The 18,118-nt window shown below is 68.8% G+C and carries 19 protein-coding genes; 15 read left to right on the forward strand and 4 right to left on the reverse strand.

Annotated features, from left to right (window positions below):
- Nucleotides 1-167: 167 nt before the first annotated feature.
- Nucleotides 168-2,384, reverse strand: a complete 2,217-nt coding sequence (locus ACFWY9_RS24400) for a (Fe-S)-binding protein (protein WP_378340009.1) — start codon at nucleotides 2,382-2,384, stop codon at nucleotides 168-170.
- Nucleotides 2,385-2,569: 185 nt separating this feature from the next.
- Here ACFWY9_RS24400 and ACFWY9_RS24405 point away from each other — a divergent pair, with 185 nt between their 5' ends.
- The 3 genes from ACFWY9_RS24405 to ACFWY9_RS24415 are packed head-to-tail and all read left to right on the forward strand — an operon-like array spanning nucleotide 2,570 to nucleotide 3,919.
- Nucleotides 2,570-2,896, forward strand: coding sequence for a DMT family transporter (locus ACFWY9_RS24405; RefSeq protein ID WP_378326321.1), 327 nt, complete (start codon nucleotides 2,570-2,572; stop codon nucleotides 2,894-2,896).
- Nucleotides 2,893-3,453, forward strand: a complete 561-nt coding sequence (locus tag ACFWY9_RS24410; RefSeq protein WP_378326320.1) for a TetR/AcrR family transcriptional regulator — start codon at nucleotides 2,893-2,895, stop codon at nucleotides 3,451-3,453. Before ACFWY9_RS24405 ends, ACFWY9_RS24410 begins: the two co-directional genes overlap by 4 nt.
- 40 nt (nucleotides 3,454-3,493) lie before the next feature.
- The gene (locus tag ACFWY9_RS24415; RefSeq protein ID WP_378326318.1) at nucleotides 3,494-3,919 is read left to right on the forward strand and encodes a GNAT family N-acetyltransferase; all 426 of its coding nucleotides are present in this window, start codon (nucleotides 3,494-3,496) and stop codon (nucleotides 3,917-3,919) included.
- A gap of 1 nt (nucleotide 3,920) precedes the next feature.
- On the opposite strand, the gene ACFWY9_RS24420 is transcribed toward ACFWY9_RS24415, so the two are convergent.
- Complete coding sequence (locus tag ACFWY9_RS24420; RefSeq protein ID WP_378326316.1) at nucleotides 3,921-4,166, reverse strand: hypothetical protein; 246 nt, start codon at nucleotides 4,164-4,166, stop codon at nucleotides 3,921-3,923.
- Between the two features lie 146 nt (nucleotides 4,167-4,312).
- On the opposite strand from ACFWY9_RS24420, the gene ACFWY9_RS24425 reads away from it, so the two are divergent.
- The 5 genes from ACFWY9_RS24425 (at nucleotide 4,313) to ACFWY9_RS24445 (ending at nucleotide 8,606) form a co-directional block, all read left to right on the forward strand.
- A complete protein-coding gene (locus ACFWY9_RS24425) occupies nucleotides 4,313-4,705 on the forward strand; it encodes a GntR family transcriptional regulator (protein WP_378326315.1) in 393 nt (130 codons plus the stop codon).
- The gene (locus tag ACFWY9_RS24430; protein ID WP_378340010.1) at nucleotides 4,702-5,589 is read left to right on the forward strand and encodes an ABC transporter ATP-binding protein; all 888 of its coding nucleotides are present in this window, start codon (nucleotides 4,702-4,704) and stop codon (nucleotides 5,587-5,589) included. The genes ACFWY9_RS24425 and ACFWY9_RS24430 overlap by 4 nt, the downstream gene beginning before the upstream one ends.
- Nucleotides 5,586-6,575, forward strand: a complete 990-nt coding sequence (locus ACFWY9_RS24435; RefSeq protein WP_378340011.1) for a transporter — start codon at nucleotides 5,586-5,588, stop codon at nucleotides 6,573-6,575. Before ACFWY9_RS24430 ends, ACFWY9_RS24435 begins: the two co-directional genes overlap by 4 nt.
- A gap of 16 nt (nucleotides 6,576-6,591) precedes the next feature.
- Nucleotides 6,592-7,755, forward strand: coding sequence for an alpha/beta hydrolase family protein (locus ACFWY9_RS24440; protein ID WP_378340012.1), 1,164 nt, complete (start codon nucleotides 6,592-6,594; stop codon nucleotides 7,753-7,755).
- Nucleotides 7,756-7,835: 80 nt separating this feature from the next.
- Nucleotides 7,836-8,606 (forward strand): SDR family oxidoreductase, encoded by a 771-nt coding sequence (locus ACFWY9_RS24445; RefSeq protein WP_378340013.1) that lies wholly within the window; start codon nucleotides 7,836-7,838, stop codon nucleotides 8,604-8,606.
- Nucleotides 8,607-8,695: 89 nt separating this feature from the next.
- Here ACFWY9_RS24445 and ACFWY9_RS24450 read toward each other — a convergent pair whose 3' ends face one another.
- Nucleotides 8,696-10,072: a purine-cytosine permease family protein gene (locus ACFWY9_RS24450; protein WP_378326308.1), complete on the reverse strand. Its 1,377-nt coding sequence runs from the start codon at nucleotides 10,070-10,072 to the stop codon at nucleotides 8,696-8,698.
- 396 nt (nucleotides 10,073-10,468) lie between these two features.
- Here ACFWY9_RS24450 and ACFWY9_RS24455 point away from each other — a divergent pair, with 396 nt between their 5' ends.
- On the forward strand, nucleotides 10,469-11,668 hold the full coding sequence (locus ACFWY9_RS24455; protein WP_378326307.1) for a nitrous oxide reductase family maturation protein NosD: 1,200 nt from the start codon (nucleotides 10,469-10,471) through the stop codon (nucleotides 11,666-11,668).
- A gap of 1 nt (nucleotide 11,669) precedes the next feature.
- On the opposite strand, the gene ACFWY9_RS24460 is transcribed toward ACFWY9_RS24455, so the two are convergent.
- Nucleotides 11,670-12,209, reverse strand: coding sequence for a YbhB/YbcL family Raf kinase inhibitor-like protein (locus ACFWY9_RS24460; protein WP_378326306.1), 540 nt, complete (start codon nucleotides 12,207-12,209; stop codon nucleotides 11,670-11,672).
- Nucleotides 12,210-12,391: 182 nt separating this feature from the next.
- Between ACFWY9_RS24460 and ACFWY9_RS24465 the strand changes: the two genes are divergently transcribed.
- The 6 genes from ACFWY9_RS24465 (at nucleotide 12,392) to ACFWY9_RS24490 (ending at nucleotide 17,914) form a co-directional block, all read left to right on the forward strand.
- Complete coding sequence (locus ACFWY9_RS24465) at nucleotides 12,392-13,159, forward strand: DUF4097 family beta strand repeat-containing protein (RefSeq protein ID WP_378326304.1); 768 nt, start codon at nucleotides 12,392-12,394, stop codon at nucleotides 13,157-13,159.
- Nucleotides 13,156-13,383 carry a hypothetical protein gene (locus ACFWY9_RS24470; RefSeq protein ID WP_378326303.1) on the forward strand — a complete coding sequence of 76 codons (228 nt, stop codon included), beginning with the start codon at nucleotides 13,156-13,158 and terminating at the stop codon, nucleotides 13,381-13,383. Before ACFWY9_RS24465 ends, ACFWY9_RS24470 begins: the two co-directional genes overlap by 4 nt.
- Nucleotides 13,384-13,695: 312 nt before the next feature.
- Nucleotides 13,696-15,579: a molecular chaperone DnaK gene (dnaK, locus tag ACFWY9_RS24475; protein ID WP_378326302.1), complete on the forward strand. Its 1,884-nt coding sequence runs from the start codon at nucleotides 13,696-13,698 to the stop codon at nucleotides 15,577-15,579.
- The gene (gene grpE / locus ACFWY9_RS24480) at nucleotides 15,576-16,283 is read left to right on the forward strand and encodes a nucleotide exchange factor GrpE (protein WP_378326301.1); all 708 of its coding nucleotides are present in this window, start codon (nucleotides 15,576-15,578) and stop codon (nucleotides 16,281-16,283) included. The genes dnaK and grpE overlap by 4 nt, the downstream gene beginning before the upstream one ends.
- A gap of 30 nt (nucleotides 16,284-16,313) precedes the next feature.
- Complete coding sequence (dnaJ, locus tag ACFWY9_RS24485; RefSeq protein WP_378326300.1) at nucleotides 16,314-17,480, forward strand: molecular chaperone DnaJ; 1,167 nt, start codon at nucleotides 16,314-16,316, stop codon at nucleotides 17,478-17,480.
- Nucleotides 17,481-17,485: 5 nt separating this feature from the next.
- Nucleotides 17,486-17,914, forward strand: coding sequence for a heat shock protein transcriptional repressor HspR (locus ACFWY9_RS24490; RefSeq protein ID WP_378326299.1), 429 nt, complete (start codon nucleotides 17,486-17,488; stop codon nucleotides 17,912-17,914).
- The last annotated feature ends 204 nt before the right edge of the window (nucleotides 17,915-18,118 follow it).

Below are 18,118 nucleotides of genomic sequence, written 5' to 3' on the forward strand. Positions count from 1 at the left end.
TGGCCCCCCCAATAATAATTCACGCCTCCCCGGGGCGCTCCACGGGGGGGCCGCGCGGCGTTTTTTCCTTTGTTTTAAAAAAAACTCCCGCCCCGGGGCGCCCCCCCCCCCCCGGCCCCGAAGCTCACGGAAGCGCTATGACATCTGTCGTGGTCCGAAAGAGAGCTTCAGCTCTCGTCGTCGAGCGAGGGCGCGCCAGGGGCCACGGGGGCCGGGGCGGGCTGGCGCTTGACCGCGGTCAGCAGCAGCTGCGCGACGTCGAGGATTTCGACCTTGTCGGAGGCCTGCCCGTCGCTCTGCCGCGCGGTGAGGCCGTCGTTGAGCATCACCTTGCAGAACGGGCAGCCGGTCGCGATCTTCGACGGCGCGGTGCCGAGCGCCTCGTCGACGCGTTCGACGTTGATCCGCTTGCCGATCTTCTCTTCCATCCACATCCGCGCGCCACCGGCACCACAGCACATCGACCGGTCGCCGTGCCGCGGCATCTCGCGCAGCGTCGCGCCCGTCGCGCCGACGAGCTCACGCGGCGCTTCGTAGACCTTGTTGTGGCGCCCCAGATAACACGGGTCGTGGTAGGTGACGTCCTCCGCGACCGGCGCGACCGGCACCAGCTGCTTCTCGCGCACCAGGCGGTTCAGCAACTGCGTGTGGTGCACGACGTCGAACTGGCCGCCCAGTTCCGGGTACTCGTTCGCGAGGGTGTTGAAGCAGTGCGCACAGGTCACGACGACCTTGCGGGCCTTGCGTTCGCGGCCTTCGAACACCGAGTTCAGCACCTCGACGTTCTGCTGCGCGAGCATCTGGAACAGGAACTCGTTGCCCGCGCGGCGGGCCGGGTCACCGGTGCAGGTCTCCTCGGAGCCGAGCACGGTGTACTTGACGCCCGCGATGTGCAGCAGCTCCGCGACCGCCCGCGTGGTCTTCTTCGCGCGGTCCTCGAACGCGCCGGCGCAGCCGACCCAGAACAGATACTCGGCGTCGCCGAGGTCGCCGTCGAACACCGGGACCTCGAAGTCGAGATCCTCCGTCCACTGCAGACGGTCCTTGGCGTTCTGGCCCCACGGATTGCCCTTGTTCTCCAGGTTCTTGAACATGCCGTTCAGCTCGCTGGGGAACGCGGACTCGATCATGACCTGGTAGCGGCGCATGTCGACGATGTGGTCGACGTGCTCGATGTCCACCGGGCACTGCTCGACGCAGGCACCGCAGGAGGTGCAGGACCACAGGACGTCGGGGTCGATGACGCCGCCGTCATCGCCGACGAGCGCCTTCTGCGACTCGGCGATCGCGAGAACGTCGATGCCCGCGTACATGTTGTCGCCACTGAGGCCCACTTCGTCGCCGGCCATGTCGCGCTTGCCGCCCGCGAGCAGGTAGGGCGCCTTCGCGTAGGCGTGGTCACGCAGCTGGGTGATGACGAGCTTCGGCGACAGCGGCTTCCCGGTGTTCCACGCGGGACACTGCGACTGGCAGCGGCCGCACTCGGTACAGGTCGAGAAGTCGAGCCAGCCCTTCCAGCTGAAGTCCTCGATCTTGCCGACGCCGAAGGTGTCCTCGTCCGGGTCGGCCTCCTCGAGGTCGAGCACCTTGCCCTTGCTCATCATCGGCTTGAGGGCGCCCAGCGCGACGCCGCCGTCGGCCTCGCGCTTGAAGTAGATGTTGAAGAACGCGCTGAACCGGTGCCAGGCGATCCCCATGGTCATCGTGCGCGAGATGACGATCAGCCAGATCGTGGCGCTCATCAGCTTGACGAACGCGAACACCGACACCAGGTTCGGGCTCGCGGGCAGCAGCTCGCCGATCGGGTTCGAGACGAACGCGGCCCAGGTCGGCGTCTCGTGCGCGCCGAGCGCGGCCTTCGCGGCGCGGACGCCGATGATGCCGACGCCTTCGATGAGCACGACGGCCTCGATGAAGTAGGCCCATTTGAAGTTCGAGCCCTGGAACCGCGACTGGCGATCGGCACGGCGCGGGTGGTTGCGCTGGCGCACCACGATCAGCATCAGGATGCCGACGATGGTCCCGACGCCGAGCAGTTCCATGAGCAGCTGGAACGGCGGGAAGTCGTCGAGGATCGGCCAGCCCCAGTGCGGGACGAAGACCTCGCCGTACGCCTCGAACAGCGCGAGCGAGCCGATCAGGAAGCCCCACATGACCAGCCAGTGCCACGGGCCGACGCTGCGGACCTTGTTCATCCGCGTGTGCGCGGCGAACTCCGTGATCATGGTCTTCATGCGCGGCAGGAACGGCCCGTTCCGGGTGGAGTCGGGCTGGCCGAGCCGGATCACCCGCACGAAGCGGGCGATGGTCGCGAAGAACATTCCCCAGGCGACGATGCCGAGCAGGACCGAGAGTCCGCCCAGCGTCAGCTGTACAGCGCCCATCGTCGGGTGCCTTTCGTCCGGTGTGGTGGTGCAGCGCCGCGGTGTCCGGTGATCGCCGCGGTGCCGATGGTGCAGCAGACTAGTGGTGCTTACTGATGAGTAACCGGTGAGTGGCGCCTAAGTCCCACCGATGTGGTGTACGCCTCGCTAGCTATTGAGACGATCGTTCAGGTAGTTTTTGTGATGTGCTTGCGTACCTCCTCCTCGCCTTGGCCATCGGTGCCGAGGTCACCGCGACGATCTCGCTGAAGCTCTCCGAGGGCTTTTCCAAGGTCGGGCCGTCGATTCTGGTCGTGGCCGGGTACGTCGTGGCGTTCGTCGCGTTGTCACAGGTGCTCAAGGCAGGATTGCCGATCGGCGTCGCCTACGCGATCTGGGCCGCGGCGGGGGTGGCACTGGTGGCGGTCATCGGCGTGGTGTTCTTGAAGGAGCCGATCAACGCCGCGATGATCGCCGGGCTCGCGCTGGTGATCGGCGGTGTCGTACTGATCGAAGTCGGGAGCGCGCAGTGAAACTCCAGGTCGACGGACGGAAGGCGCGCGGGGACAAGCGGCGGACGGAGATCATCGAGGCGACGTTGCGGGTGATCGAGCGCGACGGCGTCGCCGGGGTCACGCACCGGACGGTCGCGGCCGAAGCCGGCATCCCGACCGCCTCGACGACGTATCACTTCTCGACCCTCGACGATCTCCTCATCGCGACGCTCATCTCGTGCGCGCGGGATATGGCGACCGAGGTCTACTGGATGATCGACCGCGCCCGGTCGCGCGGCAGCCGCGGCGCGGAAGAGGTCGCTGGGCTGCTCGCCGAGGCGCTCGGGCCGCAGCGCGGGCGGACCATGGCGGAGTACGAGCTGTACCTGCTCGCAGCGCGCAAGCCGGAGCTGCGCCCGGCCGCGCGACGCTGGCTCGACGTGCTGACCTCGATGGTCCGCCACGACAACGAGGTCGCGTTCCGCGTATTTCTCGCGGGTATCGACGGCCTGCTCATCCAGGGCCTGATCGACGACGAGCCGCCGTCGGCCGAAGAGCTGAGGCCGGTCGTGGACTACTTGCTCAAGCCCGCCTAAATAACTGGGCGCCGCGCGGGTGCTGGGTTACGTTGCCGCCATGCGGACAGTGGGTGCTTACGAACTGGACGACGACCCCGCACGGGTCGACCTCGACGTCGTGTGGAAGTTCCTGTCCACCGAGGCGTACTGGGCCCGGTGGCGGACCCGCGCCCAGGTCGAGGCGCAGGTGCGGAACGCGTGGCGGATCGTCGGCGCGTACGAGACGTCGGGCGGGCGCCAGGTCGGCTTCGGCCGCGCGTTCTCCGACGGTGTCGCGATGGCTTACCTCGCCGACGTGTTCGTCGTGCCGGACGCGCGGGGCACCGGTCTCGGCAAGGAGCTGGTCCGGGAGATGGTCGACAACGGTCCCGGCGCGAACTTCCGCTGGATGCTGCACACCTCCGACGCGCACGAGCTGTACCGGCAGTACGGCTTCGGCGAGCACACCGTCGGCCGCTACATGGAACGCGAAGCCGTCCACTGAATCAGATCTCCGGCAGGAACGCCCGGAGCAGGATGATCTCGCCGTCGTCCTCGTAGTCTCCGCCGTCGGTGGTGAAGCAGGGAGCGGCGCCGCCGGGGCCGTCGTTGAGGATGACGACGTCGTATTCCTCCCCGCAGTACGGCACTTCGTGCGCGGAATCGGCCTGTGCGGGGGTGGCCAGGATCGCCGGGGCGGCGGCCGCGGCGGTGAGTGCCGCGAGCAAGCCGATCAGACGACGTGTGTGCACGGAAACCTCCATGGCCGTGATCCTCGTGGCCGCCCGCGCCCGTGCCCGGCGACACACTGCACACGATCGGTTACCTGACGCCATGGGTTGATCCTCAGCCTCCCATTTACCTATAGTGCTAGGTAGATAGATAAATGGAGGAACCGATGATCGAGTTCCATCTGGACACCAGGTCCCGGCTCTCGCCGTACCAGCAGCTGGTCCAGCAGGTGCGGCACGCGCTGCGCCTCGGCCTGCTGAGCGAGGGCGATCAGCTGCCGAAGGTGAAGGACGTCGTCGCGCAGCTGGCCATCAACCCGAACACCGTGCTCAAGGCCTACCGGGAGCTGGAGCACGACGGGCTCGTCGCGGCCCGACCCGGTGTCGGGACGTTCGTGACGGCGACGCTCGCCGGGCCGCCTCCTGCCGTGCTCGGCGGGTTGCGGCAGGACCTGCTGAAGTGGCTGGCCGCGGCCCGGCTGTCCGGCCTCGACGACGAAGGTATCGAGGCGTTGTTCGCGACCACGTTTCGCGCCTCCGTCAGGAGGGACATAGCGTGACCGCGGTACTGGGGGCCAGGAACCTGGGCAAGGAGTACGGCCGGAAACGGGCGCTGACCGGCTGCACGCTGGACATCCCGGCCGGGCACGTCGTCGGGCTGGTCGGCCCGAACGGCGCGGGAAAGTCGACGCTGCTGAATCTCGCGGCGGGGATGCTGACGCCGACGACCGGCAGCATCGAGGTGTGTGGTGGGGTGCCGGGCAGCGGGCAGGCACAGCTGGCCAAAGTCGGCTTCGTCGCGCAGGAAACGCCCGTCTACAGTGGACTGACCGTCGACGGTCATCTGCGCCTCGGCGCCCGGCTCAACCCGGGCTGGGACGACGCGCTGGCTCGCGGCCGGATCGCCCGGCTCGGTCTTGATCCGCGGCAGCGCGCCGGGAAGCTGTCCGGTGGGCAGCGCGCCCAGCTCGCGCTCACCCTGGGCATCGCCAAACGTCCCGAACTGCTGCTGCTCGACGAGCCGGTCGCCGCGCTCGATCCGCTCGCCCGCCGCGAATTCCTGGCCGACCTCATGGAGATCGTCGCCGAGTACGGGGTCAGCGTCGTGTTGTCCTCGCATCTGGTGGCCGACCTCGAACGCGTCTGCGATCGCCTCGTCGTCCTGGTCGGCGGCGAGGTGCGGCTGGAGGGCGACGTCGAGGAAATCCTGGCGACCCATCGTCGGCTGACCGGCCCGCGCCGCGACGTCACCACGTTGCCCGCCGATCAGCACGTCGTCTCCGCGAGCCACACCGACCGCCAGACGACGCTGCTCGTCCGCACCGAGGCACCGATCCTCGATCCTCAGTGGACAGTCGGCGAGCCCGGCATGGAGGACCTCGTGCTCGCCTACCTGAGCGGCACCGAGACCGGCCGTCGTCCGGCGCTGGAGGTGCTCCGATGATCTGGCTGACCTGGCGCCAGTTCCGCGTCCAAGCCGTTGCGGTGTACGGAATTCTGCTCGTCCTCGCCGCGGTTCTCGTGCTCGCTGGACGGCCGTTGCCCGGTTCCCGCGCTCCGCTCGATCCCGGTCATGGCCTGCTCTACCACGGCGGAATCGTCGTGATGTACGCCCTGCCCGCGCTCATCGGCGTGTTCTGGGGCGCGCCACTGGTCGCTCGTGAACTGGAGGCGGGTACCCATCGCCTGGCGTGGAACCAGACCGTCACGCGGTCCCGGTGGCTGGGTGTGAAACTCGCGCTCATCGGGCTGGCCGCCGTGCTCGCGGCCGGGTTGCTCAGCCTCGCGGTCACCTGGTGGGCGGACGCGGTCGACAATGCGGTCACCACCGGCGACAGGGGCGGTTCTTTCGCGGTGCGCCTCTCGCCGGTGATCTTCGGCGTTCGCGGAATCGCGCCCATCGGTTACGCGGTCTTCGCCTTCGTCCTCGGCGTCGCGGTCGGAATCCTGGTGCGCCGGACGGTGCTCGCCATGGCCGTCACACTCGTGGTCTTCGCGGCCGTCCAGCTCGCCGTGCCCTTCGTCGTCCGGCCGCACCTCCTGCCCGCGACCGAGGAGACCGTGACGATCACGGCGTCGAACATCGCGCGGATGGGGCTCAACGACGCGGGTGAGTTCGAACTGCTGACCGTCTCCGGCCCGCAGGGCGCGTGGATGCTGTCCAACGAGACCCTCGACGGCGGCGGGCAAGTGGTGCGGCCGCCGTCGTGGCTCGCGGAGTGCATCCCACCACCAGGTCGTACGTCCCGTCCCGTGCCTGCGAAGGAGTGCCTCGCCAAGCTCGCCGACGACGGTTACCGGCAACGGATCACCTATCAGCCCGCGGCCCGATTCTGGCCGCTTCAACTGATCGAGACGGCGCTCTACCTCGTGCTCGCTGCCGCGCTGTCGGCGCTGTGCCTCCGCTGGTCTCGTACTCGCCTTTCCTGACAGCGAAAGGAAAACCATGAAGAAAATACTTCGCGGGCTGACGGTCGCCGCCGCCTTGCTGCCCCTCGCGATGGGCGTCGCGCCCGCCGCCGTCGCGGAAACCATTCCCGCCTTGCCCGCGCCCACCGGTCGCGCCCCGGTCGGTATGACGTCGCTGTATCTGAAGGACACGTCCCGTCCCGACCCCTGGGCTCCGGGGGTGAACGCGCGGGAGCTGATGGTTTCCCTGTGGTACCCGGCGAGATCGGCGGACGGCGCGCGGGCCCGGTACATGACGCCCGCCGAGTCGGAACTGCTGCTGAAGGACGGCAAGATCACCACCCTGCCGCCGGACATCCTGAGCCGGACGCGGACCAACGCCGTTACCGACGCGCCGGCGGTGGGACGACGGCACAGCCTGCCGCTGATCGTGCTCTCGCCAGGGTTCACCAAACCGCGCAGCACGATGACCGCGCTGGCCGAGGACCTGGCCAGCCACGGCTACGTCGTCGCCGCGATCGACCACACCTACGAGAACGTCGGACAGTCCTTTCCGGACGGTCGCGTCACCACGTGCCTGGCCTGCGGGAATCCCCGGAACGACGAGTTCTGGCGGAAGGTGGTGCGTGGCCGGGCCGCGGACGTCTCGTTCGTGCTCGACGAGCTGACCGGGCCCCGGCCGCAGTGGCGGAATGCGGGCCTGATCGATCCGGCCAGGATCGCGATGGCGGGGCATTCCGTCGGCGGCGCGAGCACCATCCCCGCGATGCTGGCCGACTCGCGGATCCGCGCCGGGATCGACATCGACGGGACGACGCAGGATCCGATCCCGGACACCACCGCGTTGTCGCGGCCGTTCCTGTTCCTGGGCAAGCCGGTGACGTACACGCCGGGCAGCGGGCGCCCTGAGGCGCTCAGCTGGGAGAACGACTGGAAGCACATGACCGGGTGGAAACGCTGGCTGCTCGTGACCGGCGTCGTCCACCAGTCGTTCACCGACCTCGTGCTGCTGGGCGATCAGCTCGGCGTCGACTTCGGTGCCGAGCAGCCCGGCGCCCGCACGATGGACATCACCCGCGCGTACGCCCGGGCCTTCTTCGACGAGCACCTGCGCGGCCGCCCGCAGCCGCTGCTGGACCGGCCGTCGCCGCGCTATCCGGAGGTGCGCTTCTGCTCGGTGGAGCCCGCCGCCTGCACCTGAGTGTGTCGTGGGGCACGTCGTGTCACATCGGTTCCCGCCGGTCCGTCAGGGCAGCAGAACCGATCCTCGAGGAGGAAGCCATGACGTCGACCATCCTGATCACCGGCGGTACCGGCACGCTCGGCCGCCTGGTCGTCCCGCTGCTGCGGGAGGCCGGTCAGCGGGTCCGGGTACTGAGCCGGACCGGCCGTGCGGCCGAGGACGGCATCGAGTACGTGACCGGTGACCTGGTGAAGGACGAGGGTATCGAGGCCGCGGTGGCCGGGGCCTCGATCGTGCTGCACCTGGCCGGTGGCCCGAAGGGCGACGACGTGGCGACGCGGAACCTGGCGCGTGCCGCGGCGGCGGCCGGGGTGCGGCACCTGGTCTACATCTCGGTGATCGGCGCGGACCGGGTGCCGCTGGCGTGGATGCGGTCCAAGCTCGCCGCCGAGCGCGCGGTGAGCGAGTCGGGGGTGCCGTGGACGACGGTGCGGGCCGCGCAGTTCCACGACCTGGCGCTCAAGATGGTGGCGGGAATGGCGAAACTGCCGGTGGTCCCGAAGCCGGGCGGGCTGCGGCTCCAGCCGGTCGAGGCACGGGACGTCGCGGAGCGCCTGGTGGAGCTGGCCCTCGGCGAACCGGCCGGTCTGGTGCCCGACCTGGCCGGTCCGCGGGTCTACGGCATGGACGAACTGGTCCGCGGTTATCTGGCGGCGCAGGGGAAGCGTCGGCCGATGCTGCCGGTGCGGATCCCCGGGAAGGTCGGCCGGGCGTACCGGGCGGGCGGCAACCTGACCCTGGAAGGCGCCTCACTGGGGCGGGGTACCTGGGAGGACTTCCTGGCCCGCCGCTCTCCCGCCGCCGCATGACCCTCCACAAAGGACAAAAATGCCGTCAAGGCCACCTTACTGGCACCAGACGCCCGTAAGGTGGCCTTAACGGCATGTGGCCCCGTGCGTTACGGGACGGGCACGGCGACGCGGGTGCGGCGGCGCATGATGGTGAGGTACAGGGCGCCGGGGACGATCAGGCCCAGCAGCCACGAGATGTCGGCGCCACCGAGGACGGGCGCCATCGGGCCGACGAAGATGCCTTCGACGTTCGAGAACGGGATCTGCACGGCGATGCCGATGACGTAGGCGATCAGCGCGGGGGCCGACCAGCGACCGTAACGTCCGTTCGGGTCGTAGACGGCTTCGAGGTCGTAGGTTTCCTTGCGCACCAAGTAGAAGTCGACGAGGTTGATCGAGCTCCACGGCGTCAGGAAGTACAGCAGGAAGTCCAGGAACAGCACGAAGTTCCCGAGGAACTCCCCGCGTCCGAGCACCGCGATGACGGCACCGAGCACACCGACGATCGCGATGTAGGCGATGCGTGCGCCCTGGGAAAGGGCGGCGCGGCGGCTGAACGCGGTGAGGGTGGTCGCGACGGTCATGTAGCCGCCGTAGATGTTGAGCACGTTCACGGTGAACTTGCCGAGCGCGATCGCCAGCAGCAGCGGGATCAGCAGCGCCTCGCCGCCGAGGCCGACGACGTACGCGACTTCGTGGCCCTTGAAGGCTTTGCCCGCCACGGCGTAGGCCAGCGCACCGAACGACATCGCCCAGATCGCGCCGAGCACCGTGCCGCCGTAGGTCCACCAGAACGTCGCACGCACGGATGTCGTCGACGGCAGGTAGCGCGAGGTGTCGGCGACGTACGGGCCGAAGGTCAGCTGCCAGGACGCGGTGAGCGAGAGCGCGAGCAGGAACTTCGGGAAGTCGAGTGTCGGCATGGCGAGGACGGCGCCGAGATCGTGACCACTGACGAGCCGGATGCTCAGATACACGAACACGATCACCGAGAGCGCGGACGCGATCCAGCCGAACCGGTGGATGAGCTTGTAGCCGACGATCGCGATCAGCGCGGACAACGCCGCGTACAGACAGATCGAAACGTCGGTGGGCAGATGGGTGATCTGCGCGACGGCCTGTCCGCCGAGGACGTTGCCGCTCGCGAAGTACCCGAGGTACATCACCACGACGAGCACGAGCGGAAGCACGGCGCCGTACACGCCGAACTGCGCCCGCGACTGGATCATCTGCGGGATGCCCAGCTTCGGCCCCTGCGCGGCGTGCAGCGCCATCGGGATACCGCCGAGCGCGTTCCCCGCGACGACCGCGACGATCGCCCACAGCGGATGCACGCCGACCAGCACGGTGAGCGCGCCGGTGACCGCGGACGTGATCTGCATGTTCGCCGCGAACCACAGCGTGAACAGGCTGCGCGGATGGCCGTGCCGCTCGCTCGCGGGGACGGGATCGATCGAGCGTTGTTCCAGCGCCGCTGCCGCCATGGGACCTCCAGCCGTTCGTGCCTGGAGTCATTAAGGACAGCGAAGGCCGCTGGTCCTAGCCCCTTCCGGCGGATTCTGTCTGGCCGGCCAGACGTTCACGACCGGCGCTCGTGAGCGGCCGCCGGTCGCGGCTTCGGGCCTGTCACACCTCGCAAACGGGCGGCTTCGGGACGTCATGATCGAGGAGCACCGGCGGCGGGCGGGGCCGTCTTGGGGTGTCGTGCGGCGTGGGGGTGTCCATGACGAAAAGCATGGCATCGGGGTACGACAATCTCGGCGGGCCGGTTCGCCAAAAAACGTTTCACTTCCGAAACGCAGGCTTCGTCGTCCCCGATAGGATGATTCCCCGCGTTCCCGCTGTTCATTGTGCGCCTTTTTCCCTAAAGTCTCTCCGCTGTGCGGTCCCTGCTCAGCCTCCTCGTCCTGCTCCTCCTCGGCGTGCTCGCCACGTCCTGCTCGGCTTCGGACGTGCCTGTCGTGCGTCCGGCCACCGCCGCGGTCATCCGCGTCCCGCAGGCCGCGCCCACGATCACCAAAGCCCTTGAGACAGCCCACGAAGGCGACCTCGTGCTCGTCTCGCCGGGCGTGTACCACGAGAGCGTGTACGTGCGCGTACGGGGTGTCGTCCTGCGCGGAGTCGACCGCAACGACGTCGTCATCGACGGCGAAACCAAGCGGGACAACGGAATCGTCATCGCGGCGCCGGGGGTGAGCGTGGAAAACCTGACCGTCCGCGATCACCGGGAGAATGGCGTGCTCGTCACCGGGGTCACCGGGTTCCGCGTCTCGTATGTGACGGCGAGCAATAACGGCAACAACGGAATTGCCGCTTCTCAGGCGCAGCACGGCGTGATCGAGCAGAATTACACGTCCGGAAGTGCTGAATCCGGAATCTTCGTCGGGGCGTGCGAGGCTTGCGAGACCGTCGTCCGCGACAACGTCGCGGAGCACGACGCCACCGGTTTCCAGAGTGCCCGGGCATCGCGGCTTCGGGTCACCGGCAACCGCTTCACCGGAAACCGGGTGGGACTTCAGTCCACATCGGACACCAAGATCATGATCGCGGGCAATGTGGTGGGCAACGACGCCGAGCGGGCGGGCCCTGCCCGCTACGACGGGGTCTTCGGGCGGGGCATCGTCCTTGCGGGCGGGCGGCACAACGTGGTCACGAACAACCGGGTCACCGGCAACCCAGCGGCCGGGATCGTGCTCGACTCCACCGAGGATCTCGGGCCGGTGGGCAACCGGATCGTCGGCAACCTCCTGAGTGGTAACCGGGTCGACCTCGCCTACACCGCGTCCGGCGGACAGCCCGGTGGCGCGAACTGCCTCGCGGACAACCAGCTGGCGACCACTGTCCCGCGTGACCTCGTGATGCCGTGCCCGGCGGGCGGCAAGGAAGCCGTGGGTGAGCGACTCGACGCGGTCGACGCGCCGCGAGGTCAGGCCGCGCCCCGGCCACCTCGGCAGCCGGGCCTGCCGGACGCGGCGACCGCACCGCCCCGGCCTGCCTTCGGCCTGCCGGAAGCGGTGCGTGCCGGTTCGATCCGGGTGCCAGGGCCTGAACTGCTGGTCGACCGCGTCGGAACGGCCTAGCTCAGCCCTTGTTCTCGTAGATCGGGGTGATCGTGGCTCGTGCGATGCCGTGGCCGAAGAGGTTGAAGCCGAGGAACGCCGGCGTCGCGTCCTCGCCGACCTCCAGCTTCTCGACGTCGACCGCGTGCACGGCGAAGATGTAGCGGTGCGGCCCGTGGCCCGGCGGCGGCGCGGCGCCGAGGAACTGCTTGACGCCACCGTCGCCCTTGAGCGTGACCGCTCCCTCGGGCAGCCCGGACCCGCTCGCGTCGCCCGCGCCGGAGGCCAGCTCGGTGACCGACGCCGGGATGTTGAAGACGGCCCAGTGCCAGAAGCCGCTCGCGGTCGGCGCGTCCGGGTCGTAGCAGGTCACCGCGAAGCTCTTGGTCTCGGCGGGGAAGCCCTCCCAGGACAGGTGCGGCGAACGGTCCTCGCCACCCGCGCCGAAGATGCCGGACAGGTGCGGCGTCGCGAGCGTCTCGCCCTCCGCGACGTCGTTGCTGCGCAGGGTGAACGACGGAAGCTGGGGCAGGAAGTCGTACGGGTTGGCTGACTGCGGCATGGAACCTCCCGATCACGGAAAACCGACGCTGCCAGGCTAGGACCAGTGGTGCCGGGGCGCGGGGCCAGGCTGCGGTTCTCCTCAGGGATGATTGGGGGGCTTCCCGGATGTCGGAGGGTGCTCGCCGCTCCTACCCTCATCGGGACGCGAGTCGTACTGAGGGGAACTGAGGGGACAAGAGCATGGCGCGCCCGCTTCTGGCACTAGGTGGCATCGTTTTGATCGGCGTGGGGGTGGCCGCCGGATTCGGGTTCCTGTGGCCGTCGAAGGCACGAGCCGACGCCGAGGTCACGACGCCGATCACCAAGGTGCGGCTGGACAACGGCTCGGGGGAGGTCAAGATCCACACCGGCAGCGGCCCGGTGCGGATCCACCAGGAGTTCTCCTACCGGTGGAGCAAGCCGTCCGACAGCTACAAGGTGGACGGCGACACGCTCGTGCTCCAAGGCTGCGGGAGGAACTGCTCGGTGGACTACGACGTGATCGTCCCGGCCGGAGTGCCCGTCACCGGCAGGAACGATTCCGGCGGCGTTCGCATCTCGGGGGTGGCGAGCGTCGACGTCACCGTCGATTCCGGGCGGGCGGAGGTCACCGATGTCGCGGGTCCGGTCAAGCTGGCCGTCGACTCCGGGGCGACCGAGCTGCGCGACATCGGCCAGGACGTCACCGTGCGGTCGGATTCCGGGTCGGTCACCGGCTCCGGGCTGCGCGGCAAGGTCGACGTCAAGGCCGACAGCGGTCGTGTCGAGTTGAAGATGGCCGCGTCGAACGACGTCAAGGTGCACGCGGACAGTGGGAGCATCGAGGTCGACGTGCCCGGCGGTCCCTACCGCGTTCTCGGGAACACCGACAGCGGGCACCGGGACATCGGGGTGGCGAACGACGCGTCGGCCCCGCACACCCTCGACCTGACCACCGACAGCGGCAGCGTCAAGGTGCGTGCCGCGTGAGGCTCTGGCTCGGGGTGGCCGCGGTGGCGGCCGCTCTGGTGCTGCCGTCCGCCGTGGGGCACGCGCGCGCCGAGTCCGAGCCGATCTGGAGGCCGTGCGCGACAGCGCAGGAGCCGGGCGCCGAATGCGCGTCGCTGCGGGTGCCGATCGACAGCGCGGACCCGGGAGCCGGTATGAAGACCGTCACCGTGAAGCGGGTTCCGACGCCTGGTACGGGCGGTTAGTCCCGTTCGCGTCACTGTGCATACCCGGGTGACCTGATCATGCTTTCGAGTGGCTTTCGGGGCACACTGCTGGCGAAAAGCCTGGTCAGCAGGGTTACGTTCAGTTTTTCGGCGATCTCGGGAACAAGAGCCGCGACCTGCCCGTTAGCCTAGTACGAAGGTTGAGCGCATCCGACTCAAGTCTGCTTGACGGGGCGCGCGGAGGCCGGATAGAACTTGACTCGGGGCCGCTCAATGTGGACAGCGGCGGCGCCGAAGCAGCAGGTCACGAACAACAAGCAGTAGAGCTGCGTTACTCAGGAGGATCACACCATGGCGCGAGCGGTCGGCATCGACCTCGGCACGACCAACTCGGTCGTCGCCGTCCTTGAGGGCGGCGAGCCGACGGTCATCGCCAACTCGGAAGGTTCCCGCACCACCCCGTCCATCGTCGCCTTCGCCAAGAACGGTGAAGTGCTGACCGGCCAGCCGGCGAAGAACCAGGCCGTGACGAACGTCGACCGGACCATCCGGTCGGTCAAGCGGCACATCGGTACCGACTGGAAGACCGAGATCGACGGCAAGAACTACACCTCGCAGGAGATCAGCGCGCGCGTGCTGATGAAGCTCAAGCGCGACGCCGAGGCGTACCTGGGCGAGCCCATCACCGACGCGGTCATCACTGTCCCGGCGTACTTCGAGGACGCGCAGCGCCAGGCCACCAAGGAGGCCGGGCAGATCGCGGGCCTGAACGTGCTCCGCATCGTCAACGAGCCGACCGCGGCCGCGCTGGCGTACGGCCTGGACAAGGGCGAGAAGGAACAGACCATCCTGGTCTTCGACCTCGGTGGCGGCACCTTCGACGTCTCGCTGCTGGAGATCGGCGAGGGCGTCGTCGAGGTCCGCGCGACCTCCGGTGACAACCACCTCGGTGGTGACGACTGGGACGAGCGCATCGTCACCTGGCTGGTCGACAAGTTCAAGGCCGCCAACGGCATCGACCTCACCAAGGACAAGATGGCGCTGCAGCGCATCCGTGAGGCTGCGGAGAAGGCGAAGATCGAGCTGTCCAGCTCGAACTCGGCCAGCATCAACCTGCCCTACATCACCGTGGACGCGGACAAGAACCCGCTGTTCCTCGACGAGCAGCTGTCGCGCGCCGAGTTCCAGAAGATCACCTCGGACCTGCTGGAGCGCACCCGTCAGCCGTTCAACAACGTCATCCGTGACGCCGGTATCGCCGTCGGCGACATCGACCACGTCGTGCTCGTCGGTGGTTCCACCCGGATGCCCGCGGTGTCCGACCTGGTCAAGGAGCTGACCGGCGGCCGCGAGCCGAACAAGGGCGTGAACCCGGACGAGGTCGTCGCGGTCGGCGCGGCGCTGCAGGCCGGTGTGCTCAAGGGCGAGGTCAAGGACGTCCTGCTGCTGGACGTGACCCCGCTGTCGCTGGGCATCGAGACCAAGGGCGGCGTGTTCACCAAGCTCATCGAGCGCAACACCACGATCCCGACCAAGCGTTCGGAGATCTTCTCCACCGCGGACGACAACCAGCCGTCGGTGCAGATCCAGGTGTTCCAGGGTGAGCGCGAGATCGCCGCGCACAACAAGAAGCTCGGCATGTTCGAGCTGACCGGGCTGCCCCCGGCCCCGCGTGGCGTGCCGCAGATCGAGGTCACCTTCGACATCGACGCCAACGGCATCGTGCACGTCCTCGCGAAGGACCTCGGCACGAACAAGGAGCAGTCGATGACGATCACCGGCGGCTCCGCGCTGCCGAAGGACGACATCGAGCGCATGGTCAAGGACGCCGAGGCACACGCCGAGGAGGACAAGAAGCGCCGCGAGGAGGCGGAGACCCGCAACCAGGCGGAGACGCTCGTCTACCAGACCGAGAAGTTCGTCAAGGACAACGAGGACAAGCTGCCCGAGGAGCTCAAGGGCAAGGTCAAGACCGCGATCGACGAGGCCAACGAGGCGCTCAAGGGCACGGACTCGACCAAGATCCGCGAGGCCATCGAGAAGCTGAACGCCGCTTCGCAGGAGCTGGGCACCGCGCTCTACGCCAACGCGAACGCCGACGGCGCGGCCGGTGCCGCGGGCGCTGGTGCCGCCGACGGCGCGGCCGGTGCGTCCGACGCGGGCGCCAAGGCCAAGGCCGATGACGTCGTGGACGCCGAGATCGTCGAGGAAGAGCCGAAGGACACCAAGAAGTGACCCACAGCTACGACGAAACCGAGGGCCGGGGCCCGGACGAACCGGTGGTCGTAAGGGATCGGCGGCGGATCGACCCGCAGTCCGGTCAGGTCCGCCAGCCCGCCCCGGAGAGCGAACAGCCGGTGGAGGAGCCCGTGCGCGAACCCAAGCACGCGGCGGGCCCCTCGCTCGGCGAGTCCACAGTGGACGAAGCCGTCGAGGCCGCGTCCGGCGTCGAGAAGGAGCTGGCCGAGCGCACCGCCGACCTGCAGCGCCTGCAGGCCGAGTACGCGAACTACCGCAAGCGGGTCGACCGCGACCGGGAGGCCGTGGCGCAGTCCGCGAAGGCGTCGGTGGTCGGCGACCTGCTGCCGTTGCTCGACGACCTCGAGCGGGCAGAGCAGCACGGTGATCTCACCGGCGCGTTCAAGGCCGTCGCGGACAAGCTGATCGGCTCGTTGCAGCGGTCCGGCCTCGAATCGTTCGGTGCCGAGGGCGAGCCCTTCGACCCGAGCGTGCACGAGGCGGTGCAGCACAACACCTCGCCCGAGGTGGCGGGCCCGACGGTCACCGTGGTCATGCGCCGCGGGTACCGCTTCGGGGAGCGGGTGCTGCGGGCCGCGCTGGTCGCGGTCACCGACCACGAACCGGGCGCCGCGCCGGTGGACCCGCCGGTCGGCGGCGAGCTGCCGCTGGACGGCCTCGATGAGCAGAACCAGCAGTAAGTCGTCACGTGAGGAAGGAGGAGACGTTCGGTGAGTGCGCGAGAATGGATCGGTAAGGACTTCTACCGCGAGCTGGGCGTCTCCTCCGACGCCACGGCCGACGAGATCAAGAAGTCCTATCGCAAGCTCGCCAAGGAGAACCACCCCGACGCCAACGCGGGCAACGCGGAGGCCGAGCAGAAGTTCAAGGCGGTCTCCGAGGCCTACGGCGTGCTGTCGGATCCGGCCAAGCGCAAGGAGTACGACGAGGCACGGCGTCTCTTCGGCTCCGGCGGCGCGGGCGGGTTCAACTTCCCGGGCGGTGGCTCGGGCGGCTTCGACGTCGGCGACATCTTCGGTCAGGCGGGCGGCCAGCAGGGCGGTTTCGGCGGGCTCGGCGACATCCTCGGCGGGCTGTTCGGCCGTCGCGGTTCGGCAGGCGCCACGGCGAACCGGCCGCAGCGCGGCGCGGACGTCGAGACCGACGTCCGGATCGACTTCGTCGAGGCGGTCAAGGGCGCGACCCTGCCGCTGCGGCTGTCGAGCCCGGCGACGTGTTCGACGTGTGGTGGCCAGGGCGCCAAGCCCGGCACCTCGCCGCGGACCTGCCCGACCTGTCAGGGATCCGGGCTGGTCAGCCGCAGTCAGGGCGCGTTCGCGTTCTCCGAGCCGTGCCGTGACTGCCGTGGCCGCGGGACGATCATCGACGACCCGTGCCCCGAATGCGGCGGCGAAGGCGTCAGCACTCGCACGCGGACGCTGACGGTCCGGATCCCGCCGGGTGTCGACGACAACCAGCGGATCCGGCTGGCCGGTCAGGGCGAGCCCGGCCGTGGCGGGGCGCAGGCGGGCGATCTGTACGTCCGCGTGCACGTCGCGCCGCACGAGCTGTTCGGGCGCAAGGAACTCGACCTGACGCTTTCGGTGCCGGTCGACTTCACCGAGCTCGCGCTCGGCACCACGATCACCGTGCCCACGCTGGAGGGCAAGGTGTCGCTGAAGGTGCCACCGGGCACCGCGAGCGGCCGGGTGCTGCGGGTGCGCGGCAAGGGCATCGCGAAACGGGACGGTTCACAGGGCGACCTTCTGGTCACTCTTCAGGCGGCGGTTCCCGCCAAACTGGACGACGAGGCGCGCGCGGCGCTGGAGACGTACGCCGAGGCGATGGCCGGGCACGATCCCCGGCCGGAGATCACCAAACTGCTCGAAGGCAGGTGAGTGCGATGTTCGGCGGACTGCCCCACGGCGCGGACGAGGACACGCCGGTGTTCGTCATCTCGGTGGCGGCACAGCTTTCCGGCATGCACGCGCAGACCCTGCGGTCGTACGACCGCCAGGGTCTCGTCTCCCCCGGCCGGACCTCAGGTGGTGGTCGGCGCTACTCGATGCGGGACATCGCGCTGCTGCGCGAGGTGCAGCGGCTCTCGCAGGAGGACGGCGTCAACCTCGCGGGCATCAAGCGCATCATCGAACTGGAGAACCAGGTCGACGCGCTCCGCTCCCGGCTCGCCGAACTGACCGAAGAACTCGCGGCCGCCTACGCCGCGGCGGAGCGCAGCGTCGCGGCGGTGCACGCTTCGTACCGGAAGGATCTGGTGCCGTTCCAGCCCCAGACCTCGCTGGTCGTGTGGAAGCCAACGAAACGCCGGTAGATTCCGGCTTTCGGCGCGGATGGGGCGTCCGGTCCTCGTGACCGGGCGCCCCATTCTTTTCGTACCCGGTTCACCTCGGCCGAAGTCCGTGATGTCCGCCGCAAGGTCGTGAACGGTCCGCTGAGGATGTTGTAGTATCCGGCTATCGGGGTAGAAACGTGCTCCCCGGGAGCACGCGCATACGCGGTATCGAGCGATCCGTCA

It is taken from the genome of Amycolatopsis sp. NPDC059027, assembly GCF_042739735.1.
Classification (GTDB): Bacteria; Actinomycetota; Actinomycetes; order Mycobacteriales; family Pseudonocardiaceae; genus Amycolatopsis.

Excerpts from the sequence above, each read along its gene's own strand:
- ACFWY9_RS24440 (WP_378340012.1), top strand. The coding sequence starts at position 6,592 with ATGAAGAAAATACTTCGCGGGCTGACGGTCGCCGCCGCCTTGCTGCCC.
- ACFWY9_RS24445 (WP_378340013.1), top strand. The coding sequence starts at position 7,836 with ATGACGTCGACCATCCTGATCACCGGCGGTACCGGCACGCTCGGCCGC.
- ACFWY9_RS24400 (WP_378340009.1), bottom strand. The coding sequence starts at position 2,384 with ATGGGCGCTGTACAGCTGACGCTGGGCGGACTCTCGGTCCTGCTCGGC.
- ACFWY9_RS24490 (WP_378326299.1), top strand. The coding sequence starts at position 17,486 with ATGTTCGGCGGACTGCCCCACGGCGCGGACGAGGACACGCCGGTGTTC.
- ACFWY9_RS24425 (WP_378326315.1), top strand. The coding sequence starts at position 4,313 with ATGATCGAGTTCCATCTGGACACCAGGTCCCGGCTCTCGCCGTACCAG.
- dnaK (WP_378326302.1), top strand. The coding sequence starts at position 13,696 with ATGGCGCGAGCGGTCGGCATCGACCTCGGCACGACCAACTCGGTCGTC.
- ACFWY9_RS24460 (WP_378326306.1), bottom strand. The coding sequence starts at position 12,209 with ATGCCGCAGTCAGCCAACCCGTACGACTTCCTGCCCCAGCTTCCGTCG.
- ACFWY9_RS24435 (WP_378340011.1), top strand. The coding sequence starts at position 5,586 with ATGATCTGGCTGACCTGGCGCCAGTTCCGCGTCCAAGCCGTTGCGGTG.
- ACFWY9_RS24465 (WP_378326304.1), top strand. The coding sequence starts at position 12,392 with ATGGCGCGCCCGCTTCTGGCACTAGGTGGCATCGTTTTGATCGGCGTG.
- ACFWY9_RS24450 (WP_378326308.1), bottom strand. The coding sequence starts at position 10,072 with ATGGCGGCAGCGGCGCTGGAACAACGCTCGATCGATCCCGTCCCCGCG.
- ACFWY9_RS24415 (WP_378326318.1), top strand. The coding sequence starts at position 3,494 with ATGCGGACAGTGGGTGCTTACGAACTGGACGACGACCCCGCACGGGTC.